Source organism: Bradyrhizobium sp. McL0615, assembly GCF_049993905.1.
Classification (GTDB): domain Bacteria; phylum Pseudomonadota; class Alphaproteobacteria; order Rhizobiales; family Xanthobacteraceae; genus Bradyrhizobium.
Map to the genome: position 1 here is coordinate 3,851,043 of NZ_CP188254.1, position 19,216 is coordinate 3,870,258.

Sequence of the window (19,216 nt, forward strand, 5' to 3'; positions counted from 1 at the left end):
CATGTTGCCCAACCTGTCATCATCGGCTTCGGCGTCGGCGCCATCGTTACGTTGTTGATGGCCTCGGCGGCGTGGGCGGCGGGCTCTGGCATGCCGTGGGAAGCGCCGCTCGAGCGCATTCTGGAATCCGTGCAGGGGCCGGTCGCGAAGATCGTAGCTGTCATCATCATCACGGTGACCGGGATCTCGCTCGCCTTTGGCGATACGTCCGGCGGCTTTCGGAAGATGGTCCAGGTCGTGTTCGGCTTGTCCATCGCCTTTGCGGCAAGCTCGTTCTTTCTGTCGTTCTTTTCATTCGGCGGCGGAGCGCTGATCTGATGCGGCCCGACGGTTTTGAACTTGTTCTTCACCGCTCGCTGACCGAGCCGATCTTGATCGGAGGTGCGCCGCGCGCCGCGGCGATCCTGCTTGGCACGATATCGGCTGTGCTTGCGCTCGGCTTACGGCTCTGGCTCGCGGGCCTGGTGCTCTGGATCGTCGGGCACGGCATCGCCGTCTGGCTGGCCAAGCGCGATCCGGCCTTTGTCGACGTCGCTGTCCGCCACACCAAGCACAAGGGATGGCTTGCATGCTGAATTTGCGCGAGTTCCGTTCCCACGCCCATCGGCTGGCCGATTGGTTGCCCTGGGCCTGTCTGATTGCACCCGGGATTGTCCTGAACAAGGACGGCAGTTTCCAGCGGACGGTTCGCTATCGCGGTCCTGATCTCGACAGCGCAACCGAAGCGGAATTGATGAGCGCCGCATCCCGTGTCAACAACGTTCTGAAAAGATTTGGCTCGGGCTGGGCGCTGTTCTTCGATGCCACCCGCGTCCCGGCCTCGGAATACCCGCGGTCGCAATTTCCCGATGCGGTATCCTGGCTGGTCGATGAGGAGCGACGCGCGTCCTTTGAAGGAACAGTCGACGAGGCATGGGACGACCCTTCGGGCCCCGGCGGCCAACATTTTGAGAGCATCGCGCATCTCACATTGATGTATCTGCCGCCGGTGGAGCGGGTCTCAAAGCTGGAAGCTCTGTTTCTCGAAAATCCGGGCCATCAAACGTTTGGTTCGAACCGGTTATCTCGCTTATTTGGGAGAAGGACCCATCGCTCGCAGCACCGGGCCGACCACAACGCGCCGGGACGTGATAGCTCACGAGACAGTCAACCGCCGCAACCCGCCGCACGGACGGGCGGGTACCAGAAGCAACTGGAAGGCTTCGTTCAGGAGACCGACAGAGCCATCGATCTGCTCTCGTCGGTCCTGCCGGAAATTGCGCCGCTCGACGACCAGGACACGCTGACCTATCTGCACAGCTGTGTGTCGACGAAGCGGCATCCCGTCAAAGTTCCCGGGATACCGGCCTATCTCGACGCATTCCTTTGCGATGAGCCCCTGACCGGCGGTCTCTCGCCAGCGATCGGCCGCAGCCATTTGCGCACCGTAACCGTTCTGGGCTTTCCGGCCGTCACGTTTCCGGGGGTGCTCGACGATTTGAACCGGCTTGGCGTCGCTTACCGGTGGGCCACGCGTTTCCTGCCGCTCGACCGGACGCAAGCGCAGGCCGCACTTTCACGCTATCGGCGGCAATGGTTCGCCAAGCGCAAATCCGTGGCTGCGATCGTGAAAGAGGTGATGTTCAACGAGCAGGCAGCGTTGCTCGACACGGATGCGGATAACAAGGCGGTGGACGCGGACGCGGCGCTCCAGGAACTCGGCGATGACCTTGTGGCGTTCGGCTACATCACGACATCAGTCACCGTTCACGACGAAGATTCCTATGCCGCCGACGAGAAGATCCGAGCGGTGGAACGCGCCATCAATAGCCGCGGCTTCACCACCATCCGGGAGAATGTCAACGCGGTGGAAGCCTGGCTCGGCAGCCTGCCGGGGCAGGCCTACGCGAACCTGCGCCAGCCGATCGTCCACACCCTCAATCTTGCCCATATGTGTCCTTTGTCTGCTGTCTGGGCAGGAGAGGCGCGCTGCGAACATCTGGACGGACCGCCGCTACTCCTGGCCAAGACCAAGGGCGCGACGCCGTTTCGCCTGACGTTGCATGTCGGCGATGTCGGCCACAGCCTGATCGTTGGTCCAACGGGTGCGGGCAAATCCGTCCTGCTGTCGGTGCTGGCGCTTCAATTCCGCCGCTACCAAAGATCCCAGCTTGTGATCTTCGACAAAGGTCGGTCGGCCCGCGCAGCAACACTTGGACTCGGCGGCGCCTGGTATGAGTTGGGAGTGAAGGGTGGGCTTGCGTTCCAGCCACTCCGGGATGTCGATGACGAGGGAGCGCGGCTCTGGGCGCTTGACTGGTTGTGTGGCGTTCTCGCCCATGAACGGGTCCTGATCACGCCCGAGGTCAAGGAGACAACCTGGTCGGCCTTGAAGAGCCTTGGCTCGGCACCTGTTGCCGAGCGCACCATGACCGGCCTTGTAGCGCTATTGGCACGCGACGCCCTGCGTCAGGCGCTGACGCCTTACACGCTGGAAGGGCCTTACGGGCGCTTTCTTGATGCCGACGCGGACAGGCTATCCAGCGCCGATGTGCTGACGTTCGAGATGGAAGAGCTGATGGCGCTGCCGGGACTGGTGGCGCCCGTGCTGACCTACCTGTTTCATGCGCTCGAGGCGCGATTTGATGGTCGTCCGACGCTTCTGGTGCTGGATGAGGCGTGGTTGTTCCTGGACGATCCGTTGTTCGCCGACCGCATCCGCGAATGGCTGAAGACGCTCCGCAAGAAGAACGTCGCCGTCGTCTTCGCGACCCAGTCACTCAGCGACATTGCCGATAGCCAGATTGCGCCGGCCATCATTGAATCCTGCCCAACCCGGATATTTCTGCCAAATCCCCGGGCGCTCGAGCCTACCCAGTCGGAAACCTACCGCCGTTTCGGTCTGAACGACGCGCAGGTGCGTCTGATCGCGGAAGCCTTCCCGAAGCGGGATTATTACCTGCAGTCGCGCGCCGGCAATCGCCTGTTCGAGCTAGGGCTTGGTCCGGTCGCGCTCGCGTTTGCGGCGGCGTCATCGCCTGAGGATCAGCGTCTGATCGGAGCACTTTTCGCCAAATTCGGCCCCGGCCAGTTTGCGAAAAGCTACCTCGCTGCCCGCGATCTGCAGTGGGCCGCAAATCTGATCGGCACGTTCGAAAATGTCAGGGACGCGTGATCCCACGTGTCGCCAGAAGTCCTTCCTCGAGTACGGAGTACAGCTGATGCTGGTAAAGCGACCTGGCAAAACGTTTCCACGAAGAATATTGGCCAACGTCTTCGCAATCGGACTGGCGCTGGCCGTGACAGCTAATGGATCGCTCCGAGTCAGAGCCCAAGTCGTCGTGTTCGATCCGTCGAACTACAGCCAGAATATTCTGACCGCCGCGCGGGCACTGGATCAGATCAACAATCAGGTCAGGAGTCTCGAAAACGAGGCGCAGATGCTGATCAACGGCGCCAGGAATCTGACGAGCCTGCCAGGCAGCGTCGTCGGCCAACTCAACTCGAAGATCAACGAGATCAACAGTCTGATCGTCCAGGCCAAGGGCATTTCGTTCGACGTTCAGAAAACCCAGAGCGAATTTCAACGGCTTTATCCGCGCCAATATACTGCGGCCGTTTCCTCGGACCGGATGGTGCAGGACGCGACAGCCCGGTGGGACAACACGTATCAGGCACTGAAGCAAACGCTCGTCACACAGGCGACGATTGCCTCGACGCTCGATCAGGACGGGCAGACGCTGCGTACTCTGATGGCGAATTCCTCAGGCGCCATCGGTTCCCTGCAGGCCCAGCAATCCGGCAACGAGTTACTGGCGCTTCAGGTCAAGCAGTCGCTGCAGGCCCAGGCACTGCTCGCGACCCAATCCCGGGCCGAAGCCCTGCGAGCGGTCGAGCAGCAGGCCTCGGCGGAGGCCGGGCGCGAGCGGTTTTCTCGCTTTATCGGAGACGGCCGCGCTTACACGGGCGGACGCTAGAGGAGAGGGCCATGGCTGATCTTGCGGTCATCGACCGTTTCACCGATACATTCTCGCGCTATATCGATTCCGGGTTTGGAATTCTCGGCGGTGACGTCGCGTTTCTGAGCTCAACGCTGGTTGTCATCGATTTGACCCTTGCGGGCCTAGCGTGGAGCCTGCGTGCCGACGATCACATCATGGTCACGCTTGCCAAGAAGGTGCTCTATGTCGGGGCATTCGCCTTCATCATTGGCAATTTCAGGTCGCTTGCCGGCATCGTCTTCAGCTCGTTCTCAAGCATCGGGCTGAAAGCAAGCGGCGGGTCGCTGAGTGCGGCGGATCTGATGCGGCCGGGCTTTGTGGCCTCGACAGGATTCACCGCTGCGCATCCACTGCTCGAGGAAACAGGCCAGTTCTTGGGCTTCGAGATGCTTGCCAATCTGCCCACGATTTTGATCCTGCTGTTCTGCTGGATCGTGATCGTACTCGCATTCTTCATCCTGTCGGTGCAGTTGTTCGTCACCTTGATCGAGTTCAAGCTGACAACGCTTGCAAGCTTCATCCTGGTTCCGTTCGCGCTCTGGCGGAAGACGTCTTTCTTGGCGGAAAAGACGCTCGGCAATGTAATCGCGTCCGGCGTCAAGGTGATGGTGCTTGCGATTATCATCGGCATCGGATCGACCATCTTCGGTGAGCTTTCCAGAACGCTGACTCGGCCGGTCGACATTGTTTCCGCCATGAGCCTGCTGCTCGCTGCGCTTTCCTTGTTCGGCCTCGGTATCTTTGGGCCAGGCATCGCCGCAGGTCTGGTGTCGGGCGCGCCTCAACTCGGCGCGGGTGCAGCCGCCGGCACGGTGGCGGGCGCGGCGGCGGTCGCCATCGGTGGTGGTGCGCTCGCGATGGGCGGATTGCGGATGGCCGCGGGTGGCTCAATGGGCGCGCTCCGTTCCGCAGCGTCACTTGCCGGCAGATCGGCAAGCGGGGCTAGTTCGGCTGCAGATGCCGCTCATCAGGCTTCTCAGCCTGCAAGTTCGGGTATGCCGGGCCGTGATGATTCTGCTTCAACCAGTGGCAAGCCGTCGGGTCTCGCCAGCCAATTCCGCCGAGGGCAGCAGGTCAAGGATGCGGCGCGAGTTGTCGGCCAAAGTCTGAAGGAAGGCGACAAAGGAGGTCACTCTTCCGGTCCCAAGCTGGGGGAGGACTGAGGGTATGGCGTCACATCCCTTTCATCGTCCCTCCGTGCGTTACGGCGCCACGCCGCAACCGGTTACGCCCTACCAGAAGGCGCAGCAGGTCTGGGACGAGCGGATGGGCTCAGCCCGCGTGCAAGCCAGCAACTGGCGGATTGCGGCTCTGGCCGCGACAGCACTTTCAACGGTGTTGGGTCTCACGCTATCGGCGTTGATCGGCCGGTCCCGCGTCGTGCCGTACGTGGTCGAGGTTGATCGTCTGGGCGAGGTGCGCGCGGTTGGTCCGGCATTTGAAACCTACCGGCCGACCGATGCCCAGATCGCGCACTTCCTGGCGCGCTTCGTCGAAAACGTCCGCTCGCTGTCGATTGACCCGGTCATCGTGCGGATGAACTGGCTTCGGGCGTATGACTTTGTCACAGATCGCGGCGCACAGGCGCTCAACGAGTATGCCCGCGAAACCGACCCGTTCACCAAGATCGGCACCAAAACCGCAACCGCCGACGTGATCTCGGTTGTCCGTGCATCCGGCGACAGTTTCGAGCTTCGCTGGATGGAGAGCACCTACGAGAACGGCGCGGTCACGAAAACCGAGCGCTTCACCGGCGTCGTGACGGTCATTCTCAAACCACCCACCAGCGCCGAGACGCTGCGGAAAAACCCGCTCGGTCTCTACGTTCATTCCCTCAACTGGTCGCGCGACCTGATCGGAGACGCAAAATGATGTCTTTTGCCAAGAAAAGCCGCGCGTCGGTGAGCATCCTTGCGGCGGCATTCGCGCTTGGGGGCTGCGCCACGAAATTGAATCTTGAGGCGCCGTACGATGAGTTGAGCTTCGAGAAGGCTCTTCCGGAGATTGATCCGCCTGCGCCGGTTCAGGTGGTCGAGGTACCCAAGGTGTTGCCCCTGCCTGGCCAACTCAAGCCTTGGCCGACCAAAGGCAAGAAAGGCGAGAAGGTTCCGCCGGAGCAGGCCGTCGCCACTGCCAACAAGGCCGCGCGGATCGAGCCGACCCGGGCAGGCTATATCAATGCGATTCAGGTCTATCCCTGGACCGAAGGCGCGCTTTATCGGCTCTACACCAGTCCGGAGAAAGTCTCCACCATCGTGCTGCAGCCAGCCGAAGAGCTGATCGATGTCTCGACCGGCGACACCGTGCGCTGGGTGATCGCCGACACCATCAGCGGGCAGGGAAGCACACGGCGGGTTCATATCCTGGTCAAGCCGACACTGCCGGACATTCAGACCAATCTCGTTGTGTTAACCGACCGGCGTACCTACCACCTCGAACTTGTCTCTACCAAGCAGACCTACATGGCTTCGATCTCCTGGACCTATCCGACCGATAGCCTGGTCGTGCTTCATAAGCAGAACCAGACGGCGCAGGAAGCTACGGAACGTGTCGCTGATCGCGGCGTGCGGTTGGATAGCCTGAACTTCCGTTATCGCATCGAGGGTGACGACCCGCCGTGGCGGCCGCTTCGCGCCTTCGACGATGGCCATAAGGTCTTCATTCAGATGCCGTCGGGGCTCTCCCAAGGCGAAGCGCCGCCGCTGTTCATCGCCGGCTCTGATGGCCGGCCCAACCTCGTCAATTATCGCGTGCGCGGATCCTACTACATCGTCGACCGGATGTTCGGCGCCGCCGAGCTTCGCCTTGGCGAAAATCCGCAGCGCACGGTCCGCATCATTCGCACCGATGCGCGTCCGGTCTCACAGATCTTCGGCGCGGGACGCACATCGTGACCGAGAATTCCGAGAAGCTGCCACCGGAACGGCTTGAATTGCGCGCCCGGCCGCGACCGATCCGCCGTCTCAACAAACGCAGCCTCATGGCTGGCTGCGCGGTTGTCGCGTTGTTTATCGCGGGGGCGACGATTATCGCGCTCAGTCCGCCCCGGATGTTCAACCCCCCCGACCGAACCGAATTGTACAATACCGACCGCAAGCAGACGGCTGACGGGCTCACCAAACTGCCCAAATCCTACCAGGACTTGGTGCCCAAACTCGGCCCACCGTCGCCCGGCGATATCGGTCGCGCCTTCGCCGAGAGTGAGAAGAAAATAGGGGCAAGCCCATCCGAAACGCCGTTCCAGGCTAACCCGGAGCAGGATGTCGAGCGGGCGGAGCGCATCCGTCAGGCTCGTATTGCGCAACAGGCCAAGGAGTCAGGCCTGCTGTTTCGGCTGTCGGAGAAGCAAGATCGTCGTAAGCAGTCCGTGAGTGCGGCCGCAGCGGTCGAGCAGCCTTCGGCATTTCGCCCGGCACCCGTGGATAACATCCCGGCGACGGCTGATATCCTTGCAAGGGCCCAGGGCTTGAACGACCGTTCCGGCGAAATCATTCCATCGTCCCAGGCGCGCAAGCTCGCTTTCGTTGGCTCCAAAGCCGACAAGGCAACGACCAATCCGCACGCACTGGCGGCCGCGCCGTCGCCTTACGCGATCATAGCGGGATCAATCATTCCGGCGAGCCTGATCACGGGTTTGAATTCTGATCTGCCCGGACCGACGATCGCTCAGGTAACGGAAAACGTCTTTGACACCGTGACCGGCGAGCACCTTCTGGTGCCGCAAGGGACGAGGCTCTTTGGTAAGTACGACAGCGTCGTCGCTTTTGGTCAGAAGCGCGCCTTGGTGGTCTGGACACGCTTGATCCTGCCCAATGGCAATTCGATCGTCATCGAGAACCTGCCGGCGACGGATGTGGCGGGCTACGCCGGTCTTGAGGACGAGGTCGATTTCCATACCTGGCAGTTGCTCAAGGGGATTGGCCTGGCGACGCTAATCGGTGTTGGGACCCGGCTCTCGCTCGGCAACGACGAAAGTGATCTGGTCAAGGCGCTGCGTGAAAGTACGCAGCAAACGACCAATCGGGCAGGGCAACGCCTGGTGGAGCGCGAGCTCGATGTCCAGCCCACCATTACGGTGAGACCAGGCTGGCCGTTGCGTGTGATTGTTTCAAAGGATCTGGTGCTGGAGCCATATCAGGACATTCAAGCCGCTGCCAAGGCGAAATAGTGCCGATGAAGTTTTTCGAAACTACCCGACCGTACCCGGTTAAGCTCAGCACGACGTTGCTGCCACCCCTCGCGGCTCGGCTTCGTGATCCGATTTTTGCGCAGAGACCTGTGGTACACGGGAATAGGTGGCCGATCTCGTGCCGTTTATGCTGGAAGCGTTTCTAGATGGCGATGCGGATTTCAAGCGAGCCAGTTGGGCAGGCGGCGCAAACGACTTGTCGATTGGTACGCCCCGACGTCTCAATAATCAGTCTACCGAGAAAGAAACGGGGGAGAGCCCAACAAGAGCAAGGACGCATCCTATCCTCCGCTAGCAGGGAGGAGGCGAGCTTGAGATTTCCGTCATCTGGACCGGAGTAATTGGTTCGCTTGATATCTGGCTGATGGCCTCCTTAACGAGGCTGACAGAACCTTCAAGTCGCTGCAGAAGGGTATTTAGGTCAGAAACAGTTGCTTCTTCCATCCGAAGATTTTCAGTATTTAGGGCTCTTCGAACTAGGACGTCGAGCGCCACGACGTCGGTCGGTGGATCTGGGATGGTGTTAGCAGCATTTGAAGGTAACATGTGGGAAATCACCGTTCCGTCAGGACCAATCCTCACGGTCACCGAAGCTCTCTTCAGCACCGTCTGCTCTACGATTTGGGTAGGCAATTCGACCGCAGAAACGTAGTCGCTGACCCCGACAGTACGGTATCCAAATCGATAGGTATTCCCCGCAACTTCGGCGAATGGCTCTAACTGTACTATCTCAAGACTACTCATACGGGATACCGCCACCGCAGTTCTCTTTGTTGAGTATACTCAATTGATGAGTATGCTCAACAAGAAGCATGCCGTCTGTCATGGACGGGATGCGAGACGTTGTTGCAAAGAACCTTCGGCGGCTCCGGCATGAAAAGGGCTGGAGCCAAGAGGAACTCTCTTTTCGAGCGAAGGTGGATCGAAGCTATATCAGCCAGCTGGAGACCAGCGCCTACAGTGCTTCGGTAACCATGCTTGGCAAGCTTGCAAAGGCGCTGGGCGTGGAGGCGGGCGACCTATTGAAGCGATAATTTGAGTCGCGTGTAAGCGCGCTTGCGCCGGCGCGACGCCGCCCAAAGGTAGCAGCTACAAAGAGGATCAGAACTCCCGACATTCTCATTCGGCCTCGGTGAAGGTGCAATCAGGTGAAAGGGGCGGGGCCGCCGCACGGGCAGCGCAGCGACCCCTAGCCGCACAGTACTCAGGCGGGGACTAATCGCCATCGGCGCGACCGAAGCCACGCTAGACGCCTTGTCGCCCGTCGCAACGAAACTCGCCGATTAAGCTTGACGTCGACGCCGCTGGTTAATTCGGGAACTGAAAGCAAAGATGAGTCAGACCAGCTCCACAGCTAACCTTTAGAGGTTAGGTTAAATCGATCGAGCCATTGCACTAACCTTCGCGCTGCGCTTTGACGAGGCATGATTTTTGGCGAGAGCAACTACGCTTTAGACGATGACGGAAACCGTATTCTTATTGGATTGACGGTCGAAGAGACGCGAGAATTTCTAGAACTCACTGATTTGCTTGCTAGCATCAATCCTGGGCAGCCGCTCTCGTCTATCGACTGGTCGTCGCCAAAGGAAATGCGTTGGTCAACGCTTATGCAAAAGCACGCTCTAGAGCTCGAAAACCTTGTGCGCGCCCGTGGAAGCAAGCACTGATAGACGTACTTCCGAGCCGCGATTTGCGGCCGCGCGGCGTTGGTCGATCATGGGAAGGAGAGTCTAGCAGAGAGGCAAGAGATGTAAGGGCCGAGGAGGCTTATTGCCACTCAGCCATTACCTTCTCCAGCGAGTACCGTTTGCCAATGACATTGGGTTGTGCCGATGCCTTTGCCAGTGACCTATCGAGAACGACGTCCAGCATGGCAACATAGCCGGCCAGGGTCGCGCGCCGGGTCGGCGCGCGTTCTGCTATCTCGCGAGCGCGGGGCAGCTCACCGAGCTTGGACCAGGCCGATACGAGCTTTACGACATCGAGTTCAAGCCCTTCACGTTCGGAGACCCGATTGAGCCAATCTGTCGCTTTTTCAAAAGCAGCTCGGGTATAGCCGATGGGGTCATCCCCTCGGAGGGCCATGGACACTATGCCCAACTCGATCGCTCCCCGAACATTTGGCTCGCGTGGTGAAGGCTCTTTGACGGCGAGCCCCGCTTCGATGGCTTGCTTGGTGAGGCCGTCAAGTTTCAGCGTTTCCGCGGCTTCCGCAATCGCTGCGTACCATAAGGTTCTGAGATTCTCCTCATCGTCCTTTCGATCTAGTAAAATCGAATAAGTCTGTCGTATCCACCATGCTGCATCGTTGCGCCGATCGCTGCGCACAAAATGAGCGATCAAGCCCCGAAACGTCGCGATAGTACTCTCGGCGAACAATGTGTTTTTGTATGCTTCAACATGTTCCTCGTAGAGCTTCGGTAAATCATTCTCGATCTTGGTGAAAAGCTTCGTTGCTGTATCGTTATCTCCGAGCTTGGCGAGCCGATTGCCGGCTTCGGTCATTAGCTGCATCACGTAAGGTCGATTGTAGTCTATCAACGCCGCATCATAGGCGTCGCTTAAATGTTCAAAAGCGAACCGATCATAGGCTTTCTCGATCTCGATAACATACATGAGCTTCAGAGTGGTATCGGAGAGCTTTGCGTCACCCTTCTTAAGGAGTTCCAGGAGGAGGTCTTTAATGGAGACTGTCTCGAGCGCGGTACCTTTCGTTATGGCAATCAGTGTCGGATAGTGCGGTTCGTCAACCAGCGTGCGCAATATCGAGCCCGTAAGCCAAGTTGCCGAAGTTTCCTTGCAGTCAATCATTGCACGCAATTCATTCCGCTGTTCAGCAGTCAAGTGTCGCGTCGTGGATATAATGAAAGCGAGATAGCAATCGTCCGTAACATCAAGAGAGGGGTTGTTGGGAGGTACAATTGGTGCGCTAAGCACCGTTGTAGCTCCTCGCTCTTTTATCAGTTTGCCGATTTCCTCAGCGCCCGACCGACCGTAAAAGGCGATCAATGCGTCTGCGACTGTGCGCATAGATGAGCCTGCTGCTTTGCGGACGAATTGCGCGCGCAGTTCTTCAATGAGATCATCCGGAGGCTTAAGCCCTGCGTCCGATGCTCCTAAAACAGCGGCTGCTTTGACGGTCAGAATTACAAATGAGGCATTCTCCGATCTGAGTGCCACGGAATCTAGCCTGTCAAACTGACCAGCATACCCCAAAGCGTAGCCGACGCCCTCGGCCGCGTTTTGCCTCGTGATCGCATCGCCGATGTCATCAAGAAAATCTTCTGCCCGCTTTGCGATACCAAGGAGCTCAAGCCTCATCAGGACGGCCGGCAGGGCGGCTTCCGAGCCGACGCTGTTGACGGCAGGTCGGCGTGCCATCGCGGCTATCCTCTCCACCTGATACTGGTCAGTTGCAGGCGAGATCTTGGCGCCGTAGAAAGAAAGAATGGCCATCGCGAGCAAGCCGCTGAGCGTGATCAATCCAAGAGCAAAAGCAAAATCCAGCCTTCTGCGATTATTTGGCTGGCGACTCATGGGGACGTCAGTAACGGTCGTTGCATCGAGCTTCAATGGAAAGACGAGGGGGTGTGCGGCGGAAATCGGCTCATGTCCTGCATGCAAGTTGACCCACTCGGCGATCATGGTCCGCACGCCGTCATCATCATAGTAAGACGTATGGATCAGCTCCTGAAACGTCACCGTACGCGCAAGAGCGCTGAATACGACCTCAGAACCTTGCGTATCATAGGCGCCTTCGAAGGTAGCCCGCATCCGATTGACAGCTCTTCCGGCATGAAGATCGGAACGTTCGGTTATGCGGCTTGCAATCTCCTCAGGGATTGGTCCCCAACCCGGATACAACGCGGGCGGGGACCGACCCACCGCAAATGCTCGCCGTCCCACGATATTGCTGCCTTGGGCTCGTTCCACTACTTTCGACCAGATAAACTCATCCGCCGCTCGCGCGAAGAGGCCGTCGTAAATTGGGACAACGAACGGCACAAAGCTTAAGAGGCTGGTGGAGCTTAAGCGTGGTGCAATTGCAGGGGCTGCGCCTAAGGAGCCGGCGAGCAAGTTGATAGGCTCATCCAGCGGATGCCAGAGACCAAGCCACAATGGGCCATACCAATGACCGGCGCGCCGTGCGGCCTCATCAAGGGACCGATCACGTAGCCAAGCGATCATCGGTTGCAAAACGAGTATTGTCGCGAATGTCGCCACAAGACCGAGCACCGCCACCAAAAGATAATAGATCAACACCGACGCCGTTTGCTCTGTTTGACGCAGTCTTTGGATTGCCGTCCAGACCTCGCCCGGCCGATCGGGAAACAGACAGAGCGCCAGGAGGCACAAGGAAACCAGCGAGGCGATCAAGAGCCAGATGCTAGCGGCGATAGACCGAAAAGTGATGAAGGGCGTGCCAACCGTCGTCCAACTTCGGAGGCCCTCAAGCCGCTTACCCTGCTTAGCCGAGGCCACCAGGCAACGCCAGACGATGGAACCGCCATGGCTATGTGCGATCAGATGGTATCCGACCTTTTCGTCGAGTTTGCGCAGACGCTCCAGCAGAGCCAGCGCAGCTTCATCACGTCGATTTTCGAGGTTGGCTCCCGACCAATGAAAGGGCTTGCCAAACGCGAACCCTGCGAGCCATGAGCGCAGCCAAATTTGAAAGCCGCTCTCAAGCTGCCACCATCGAGACCCTCGATCGGCAATGTCAGCCGCGGCCGTGCCATGTATCAGAATAATCTGGTCGGGCGGGGGCTTTCGTTCCATTCGGTTGCGGGATCCAACTGGGAGCGTGCGTGACTAAAATCGGATGTCGGGGGCAATCGGTACGAGATAAACGAGCCGGTCGGTGGAGTCCTGTACGCAAAGACATGCTGATTATGCACGTCTCCTCATCATGCGCTCCCAATGCAGTATCGTCCAATAGTAGTATTTGTGGCAGGCAACCAACAATCTTGAACCATTTTCAATCAAGAGCCAAAGTTGAAATGGATGGAGGTATCGGGTTCGGTGGTCTTGGTCCGTTAAGGCACGCTCGATTTCCTTGCCCTGCGGCTGATACCGGGTGGCAATCGTCGAAGCCGTGTGTTCGGCCATGGCGAAACATCGGATTCGGGCTTCAGCGATGGCAATCGTTAGGTTCCATTTCGTTCTTGTCCCCTTGAACGTTTGACCTCCAGGCGCGTTGTTACCCGTTCACAGGGATAAATCTCATGACCGATATCAAAGAGCACATGGAAGTCATCGGCGCCGACGGCGTTCACGTGGGTACCGTCGACAAGGTAGAAGGCGGCCGCATCAAACTTACCAAGAAAGACAGCGGCGAAGGCTCTCACAAGGGCCATCACCACTTCATCGACAAAGGACTGATTGCCGGAGTGGAGGGCAACAAAGTGAGGCTCTCGGCAAATGCGGATGTTGCGGTTACTATGGGAGTAGAAAAGTGAACGCTCGGGTTTCCCTCTCAGTTTAGCTGAAGGCCACGCGGCATCACGCCCGCATGGCCGCTTTCATTTGGTACACGCAGTAATCTTCGTTGCCCCAGCGATCTCCGCAACATCAGCAGCCATGCTGTAGCGGTTTCCTGTACTGCTCTCATGATGTCCCCATTGTTCGCCCGGAAAGCGAACGACGCGGATGCCTCCAAATCCCCAATCCATGGCGTCCGGCGATCTTTGATCACCCTTAGGCGCGTCGGATCTTTCCGGGCTGGGCGCCATGGAGACCTCATGCGCAAGCTTCTCACAGCCGGGAATGTCCTGGCGGGGGTCGTCGGCCAACGGATGTGGGCTGCTGGTGTCGTTGATGTTGCAGGTGCCACCAAACCAAAAGCAAGTGGCCGCCTGTGCAGAGCGGGCGCAAAGCAAGAGAGCGCGACAAGGAAAAGGCCGAAGAGTTTGTTCATTAACGTAGAGCACTTAGCTTAACGGTCGAACTCACTTGCGGACTTAGGCGGCAGCGATATCTTGCTTCGATGACCGGACATCGCTTCCTTTCCGATATTGCCTTGATCGCAGCGGCGACTCTCTTCGTGTGGTCGCTATTCGCACATGCCGATCTAATTCTCAGGCACTGATCTCCAGCTGCATCGGCTGCATGAGTAACGGCTGACCCGCCACGGCTCGAGGCATGCCGCCGAAGTCCAGTTGGTTTGCAGCCACGAATGGCGGCGGCGGAGCTTGCACCGCGGCCGGTGGCTGGCCCAACAGCTCAACAGATAATGCTACGTTTGACGCCAACTCAGGCGGCGGCACCATCACGCGCAATGTCAATTGGACCGTCGGTCTTCTCAATCCTCAGGCGTTCACCGGAACGTTAGGCAAGCCTGTGCCGCCAAGATATTGCGCCTGTGCGGCGGTGGCAGCCAGCATCACGGCCGCAGCCGGAATAATCTGCTCCATTCCAAATCCCTCACCAATGGTTGTAATTTACGCGCGGAGACAACCAGGCGTGGAACGGATTAACAATGCCGTGGCCCGGGCTCAATGTGGGAGGTCCCTATTTCTATTGCTGGTTTGAAACCTGAGAGATGTTCCCCCGTTTCTAGGGTTATGGGAAAGAAGCAGACGCCCGAGGACGAGCCGAAAGAGACGCCGTCGCGCACTGATCAGGCGCGGCAAGTCGTTGAGGAATACGCCAACGACCAGCGCGAGCTTCATCAAGAAGCTCCGCAAGCCGGCCAATTGAAAGTCCGCCTCAGTGACGGGGTCGTTCATTCCAGAATCTCGTACTCAAAAGCGACGCCCTCAGGATCGTTTTCCACGAACCAGGTTTCCGCGGCGTCGGCGTTCGCAAAGACATTGAGGTGATCGCGGTCTCAGACCTGCTTGCTTGTGTCCACATAGTTCAAAACGGCCATCGATCTCTCTTCAGCTTGCGCTTGCCCCAATGGGTTTCTTTGCGATTGGAATTGAACATTCGCTCCACATGAAGGTTCAGCGACTTCATGACGCCAATCCGCGTGTCCAAATCCGTCGAGTTAAGAAAGTGCTACCGGTTAGGCAGCGGTCTTGACGTGTTGAGTAGTGGATCATTTAACGTGATGGGTTGCTGAGCTGGACTAGGTGGTTGGAGCACCTCATAATTCGGCGATGGCAAGCAGTATTTGGACGACCGAATATTTTAGCTGTCCCAGTTGCGGGCTGCCTTACAGCGCGACAAGGGAGCACCACTCAGAAAAGCATTCAGGCAGCTTCAAATGTGAGGTTTGCGCGACCAAAGTTCACGTGTGGTCAGGTAATTTTGACTTTTTCGATTGGAAAGTCGACCAAGTGGAGTCACCCACGTTTGGGAAAAGGTGGGGGTGAACGAGCATCGGGTGCTCGAACCTAATCTGCCCGCCGCGCTCACCGACGCTGCGACCTTATCTTCCTTGTTGGCGCCGCGCGCGACGATCTTGATTGCATAGTCGGGCAGCGGCGCTGCAGCGCTTTGGCCGCGTTTCCGACTTTAGCTCAGCCTTTCGACTTCGCCTTCATCCCCAGTTCGACCAGCCGGCAGATGGCTTTTTCGCAAGGGCGCCGAACTGGCCAAACCCAGCAGGAATGGGCTGAGGACGTTCAGTCCGCAGTTAAAAAGTACCGTATTGCAAATTCAATCTGACCGTCGGGAAGTTGCCTCCAATTCTCAACGGTCGGCGTTAAGCCGTCCTGCGGCTTATGATCAATAACCTCGCGTGCTTTGCGGCGAGCTGCATCAACGGGCAACCGAAATGTGTCTCGGTACTGCGCGTCAGCAACTCGCACCGCAAAGTCGCCAGGACGAACCATATCTGACCTCCGAGTTGGAACAGACAATCGTGAGCGTCTAATGGTTGAATTTTCAATTACAGTCTTATGGTTGTTCCCGCTATCCACCGTCATCATCTCGTTCCACGTAAGAGCGATGGATGGTGGTGGGTCGCTTATTCCCATCAAATAGTACGCCGACGGATGTGCTGCGGCTTTTGCGCCTGGAGAGCGCGACCACTGTTCCTGTTCGACCTCTAATCTTTGGGCTGCGAGAGGTGCCCAGTTGGTTTAAACGCACTCGATCGCAGGGCTTAAGCTCGATTGCCGTCATCTGGCTTCGCCTTCAACCTAGTATCCGAAAGCCGGAGGATGGCTTTCCCATTGCGGTGGGTCATCTGTCTCGGCCTGCAGGCTGGTCAATCCTACGGTTGCACTCGACATGATGTCCCTTGCGATCACCTCGGAGTAACCAACCTCGGTCAGTTCAGCGAGCTTCCCCCAAGGCGTCGTTGGCTGTTTCGACCACGACTGAAAAAGCGCCTTCTTTGCCTGGATCCAGTGCGGCATTGGCCCTCTCGCCAAACGGGATTAGTAATTCGGCCTCTGCAAAACGACCCAGATCAAGATAATCAGCACCCCAATAATCAAAAAGTACTCAGGATCTCGGGTCCACTTCCAGCCTTTCATATCCCTTTGACCTTAAGCCCCAGCTCTACCAGAGGACGGCCTGAAACGAGGTCTAGACGAGCCGCAATGTCAATTGATGCCATGCGGCGCATTCTTGTCGCTCGACTAAATCTTAAAGGGAGGGTGGGATATCTCTCATCTGCTGATCGCAGCGTTTCCGAAGCTTATGGGCGACGTCCTCGGATACGTCCTCAGACAAGCGCTCGACGGTATTGAAGGCGACGATGCGGATCGGATTATTGTACTGGCCTGAAAGGAGATCCTGAATAACGGTTTCCAAGTCTGTGGCTTCGTAGGCGGCCTCGCGCCAGGCGCAGCCTAATTTGCCGAAATCAAGATAAACGGTTTGATCGTCACTTGGGACTATCGACGGCGTCCAGTGGGATTTACGCATGACAAACTCCGCCAGTCGGCATCCAAGCGTGCGGGGAGTTTGGTTCAGGTTGGTGGCGACGTCGAGTCACCAAGGGTTGCCAATCAGCGATCGAGCACCTTCCGGACCATTGCAGCCAGCTGTTCCTGTGAGAGGGGTTTTTGAAGAAGATCCACCCCTGCGTCTAGTCGCCCTTGATGGACGATGGCGTTTCGCGAATACCCCGTCATGTAGAGCACCTTTAGGTCGGGGTGGAGTTGCACGGCTGCTTCCACTAGCCTGCGGCCATTCATTCCCGGCATAACCACATCGGTCAGCAACAAGCTGATGCCTTTGTACTGCGTCATTAAACGGAGGGCCTCTTCGCCGCCTCGGGCCTCAAGCACGTCATAACCCATGCCGCCGAGAGTCTCAATCACGTAGGCCCGTACGTCTGCGTCGTCCTCTACAACTAGGATGCATTCTCCAGTCTGACCGCGAGCGGAAGGCGCGATCGGCGGGTCGTCTGCAGTCGGCTGGCCATTGAATCGGGGTAGGTAGACTTTGATGGTCGTGCCTTCACCGACTTCACTGTAAATCTTCACATGCCCGCCGGACTGCCTGACAAACCCGTACACTTGGCTAAGTCCAAGGCCAGTGCCTTGGCCCGTCTGCTTGGTGGTGTAGAATGGCTCGAAGGCATGCTGCGCGACGTCTTCAGTCATGCCGATCCCGTTGTCGGTGACGGAGATCAGAACATACTGGCCGGGGTTTACGTCGAGGTGCCGGCTGCAATATGCGTCGTCGAGGTAAGAATTGGAAGCCTCGACCGTAAGCTTGCCGCCCTTAGGCATGGCATCCCGCGCGTTGACCACAAGGTTCACCAGGACAGATTCCAGCTCAGCCGCATCGACCTCTACTGGCCACAGCCCGCCGCCGCCCACCACCTCAAGGGCAATTTCTTCGCCCAAGGCGCGCTGCAGGAAGTCGGACAACCCGCTCATCAGCCGGTTGACGTCGATCGGGGTCGGGGTGAGCGGTTGCTGCCGTGAGAACGCCAGCAATCGCTTGGTAAGCGTGGCGGCACGTTGCGCGCCGTGCATCGCGTTGTCCGCGCGACGTCGCACCTTGGCATCCGCGCGCGCCAACTGCTTTTGCAGTCCTTCAAGATTGCCGATGATGATGGTCAGCAGATTGTTGAAGTCATGTGCAATACCGCCGGTGAGCTGACCGATGGCTTCCAGCTTTTGCGACTGGCGCAATGCGCTCTCGGCCGCCGCGCGGCGGTCGATCTCGCCATAAAGTGCCTGCGTGCGCTGCAGAACCGCAAACAGTGTCATCAACAAGAGCAGTGCCGCCGGAATGCCGAAGATGAGATGAGTTCCCATCGTCGCAAGCCATTCACTGCGGATGGTTGCGTTTTCAATCCCGGCTGTGAGGTACAGGGGTGTCCCTTCGATGCGGCGGATCGCATAGCGACGGGCCACGCCGTCAATAGGAGAGGTCGAGTTGTAATAGCCACCCGCAGGGAATTGCGCGACGGTCCGGCGAAAGCCCGTCTGTGGACCCAACTGGTTGGCCGAGCCAACCGGCACTTCGGGATAGCGAGCCAAGAAGAGGCCGTCTTGACGAATGAGCGCATACTGCAGACCGCGCGTGTAGGCCAGGGCCGCAAAGAACTTGAAAAAGTTGCTGGGCAGAACGGAAACTTCCAGCACGCCAATAAATTCACCGTTGTGCGAAATCCGCTTGCTGATCGTGAAAAACGGCTCACCATTGAGACTGGATTGATAAACTTGTCCGTAATGAATGCCCACATCCCCTTTGACGTGAGCGACGAAGAAATCCCGGTCGGCGTAGCTCTGCGTCGGCGGCGGAAAGACACTCGACGATACCAGCGCGCGGCCATCCGCTCCGTAGATCCAGATGGACTGGATCACAGCCACTGCATCGGAAAATTTTCTGAACTGATCGTGCAGCCGTTGACCGTTCTGGCGGATGTCTGCGCCGGACATACTCGCGACCAGGTCGGACACATTGCTCATCGTCAGATTGGTCAGTTCGAAGGTCTTGGCCGCTTCTTCCTGCAGAACGTCAAGCGAGCGCAGCAGGCGCTCGTCGGCCAAGACGTGGAGGCTGCGGTAGGCGGTCCAGGACGCGAAAGCGAACAGCGCGCAGGGCAGCAGGACCGCTGCGGCCATGGCAAGCCGGATCAGGCGGATAGTCTTCGGCCGCTGCTGCATAAAAGCCCAAACCCCCAAAATTG

The 19,216-nt window shown here is 58.4% G+C and carries 15 protein-coding genes; 10 read left to right on the top strand and 5 right to left on the bottom strand.

Translation table 11 applies throughout. The annotated features are described in order from the left end of the window. Positions 1-57 precede the first annotated feature (57 nt). The 8 genes from ACPPVP_RS18100 to ACPPVP_RS18135 all read left to right on the top strand — a co-directional run bounded on the left by ACPPVP_RS18100 (position 58) and on the right by ACPPVP_RS18135 (position 8,148). Positions 58-318, top strand: a complete 261-nt coding sequence (locus ACPPVP_RS18100) for a TrbC/VirB2 family protein (protein WP_426537919.1) — start codon at positions 58-60, stop codon at positions 316-318. Continuing rightward, positions 318-575 (top strand): VirB3 family type IV secretion system protein, encoded by a 258-nt coding sequence (locus tag ACPPVP_RS18105; protein WP_426536642.1) that lies wholly within the window; start codon positions 318-320, stop codon positions 573-575. Before ACPPVP_RS18100 ends, ACPPVP_RS18105 begins: the two co-directional genes overlap by 1 nt. Further along, on the top strand, positions 569-3,154 hold the full coding sequence (trbE, locus tag ACPPVP_RS18110; RefSeq protein WP_426536644.1) for a conjugal transfer protein TrbE: 2,586 nt from the start codon (positions 569-571) through the stop codon (positions 3,152-3,154). The genes ACPPVP_RS18105 and trbE overlap by 7 nt, the downstream gene beginning before the upstream one ends. An 88-nt stretch (positions 3,155-3,242) precedes the next feature. Beyond that, a complete protein-coding gene (trbJ, locus tag ACPPVP_RS18115; protein ID WP_426536646.1) occupies positions 3,243-3,956 on the top strand; it encodes a P-type conjugative transfer protein TrbJ in 714 nt (237 codons plus the stop codon). Positions 3,957-3,967: 11 nt separating this feature from the next. Then, complete coding sequence (gene trbL / locus ACPPVP_RS18120) at positions 3,968-5,143, top strand: P-type conjugative transfer protein TrbL (RefSeq protein WP_426536648.1); 1,176 nt, start codon at positions 3,968-3,970, stop codon at positions 5,141-5,143. Between the two features lie 4 nt (positions 5,144-5,147). Then, the gene (trbF, locus tag ACPPVP_RS18125; protein WP_426536650.1) at positions 5,148-5,852 is read left to right on the top strand and encodes a conjugal transfer protein TrbF; all 705 of its coding nucleotides are present in this window, start codon (positions 5,148-5,150) and stop codon (positions 5,850-5,852) included. Further along, complete coding sequence (gene trbG, locus ACPPVP_RS18130) at positions 5,849-6,874, top strand: P-type conjugative transfer protein TrbG (protein WP_426536652.1); 1,026 nt, start codon at positions 5,849-5,851, stop codon at positions 6,872-6,874. The genes trbF and trbG overlap by 4 nt, the downstream gene beginning before the upstream one ends. Further along, the gene (locus tag ACPPVP_RS18135; protein ID WP_426536654.1) at positions 6,871-8,148 is read left to right on the top strand and encodes a TrbI/VirB10 family protein; all 1,278 of its coding nucleotides are present in this window, start codon (positions 6,871-6,873) and stop codon (positions 8,146-8,148) included. Before trbG ends, ACPPVP_RS18135 begins: the two co-directional genes overlap by 4 nt. A gap of 312 nt (positions 8,149-8,460) precedes the next feature. On the opposite strand, the gene ACPPVP_RS18140 is transcribed toward ACPPVP_RS18135, so the two are convergent. Beyond that, positions 8,461-8,913 carry a hypothetical protein gene (locus tag ACPPVP_RS18140; protein WP_426536656.1) on the bottom strand — a complete coding sequence of 151 codons (453 nt, stop codon included), beginning with the start codon at positions 8,911-8,913 and terminating at the stop codon, positions 8,461-8,463. An 80-nt stretch (positions 8,914-8,993) separates the two neighbouring features. Here ACPPVP_RS18140 and ACPPVP_RS18145 point away from each other — a divergent pair, with 80 nt between their 5' ends. Further along, positions 8,994-9,203: a helix-turn-helix domain-containing protein gene (locus ACPPVP_RS18145; protein ID WP_426536658.1), complete on the top strand. Its 210-nt coding sequence runs from the start codon at positions 8,994-8,996 to the stop codon at positions 9,201-9,203. 733 nt (positions 9,204-9,936) lie between these two features. Here the strand turns inward: ACPPVP_RS18145 and ACPPVP_RS18150 are convergent. Next, the gene (locus ACPPVP_RS18150) at positions 9,937-12,948 is read right to left on the bottom strand and encodes a hypothetical protein (RefSeq protein ID WP_426536660.1); all 3,012 of its coding nucleotides are present in this window, start codon (positions 12,946-12,948) and stop codon (positions 9,937-9,939) included. Between the two features lie 446 nt (positions 12,949-13,394). Here ACPPVP_RS18150 and ACPPVP_RS18155 point away from each other — a divergent pair, with 446 nt between their 5' ends. Continuing rightward, complete coding sequence (locus ACPPVP_RS18155) at positions 13,395-13,628, top strand: DUF2171 domain-containing protein (protein WP_426536662.1); 234 nt, start codon at positions 13,395-13,397, stop codon at positions 13,626-13,628. A 2,631-nt stretch (positions 13,629-16,259) separates the two neighbouring features. Here ACPPVP_RS18155 and ACPPVP_RS18160 read toward each other — a convergent pair. From ACPPVP_RS18160 to ACPPVP_RS18170, 3 genes are all read right to left on the bottom strand, one after another. After that, positions 16,260-16,478 carry a hypothetical protein gene (locus ACPPVP_RS18160; protein ID WP_426536664.1) on the bottom strand — a complete coding sequence of 73 codons (219 nt, stop codon included), beginning with the start codon at positions 16,476-16,478 and terminating at the stop codon, positions 16,260-16,262. Positions 16,479-16,710: 232 nt separating this feature from the next. Continuing rightward, the gene (locus ACPPVP_RS18165) at positions 16,711-16,992 is read right to left on the bottom strand and encodes a hypothetical protein (RefSeq protein WP_426536666.1); all 282 of its coding nucleotides are present in this window, start codon (positions 16,990-16,992) and stop codon (positions 16,711-16,713) included. Positions 16,993-17,075: 83 nt separating this feature from the next. Next, positions 17,076-19,193 carry an ATP-binding protein gene (locus ACPPVP_RS18170; protein ID WP_426536668.1) on the bottom strand — a complete coding sequence of 706 codons (2,118 nt, stop codon included), beginning with the start codon at positions 19,191-19,193 and terminating at the stop codon, positions 17,076-17,078. Positions 19,194-19,216: the final 23 nt, after the last annotated feature.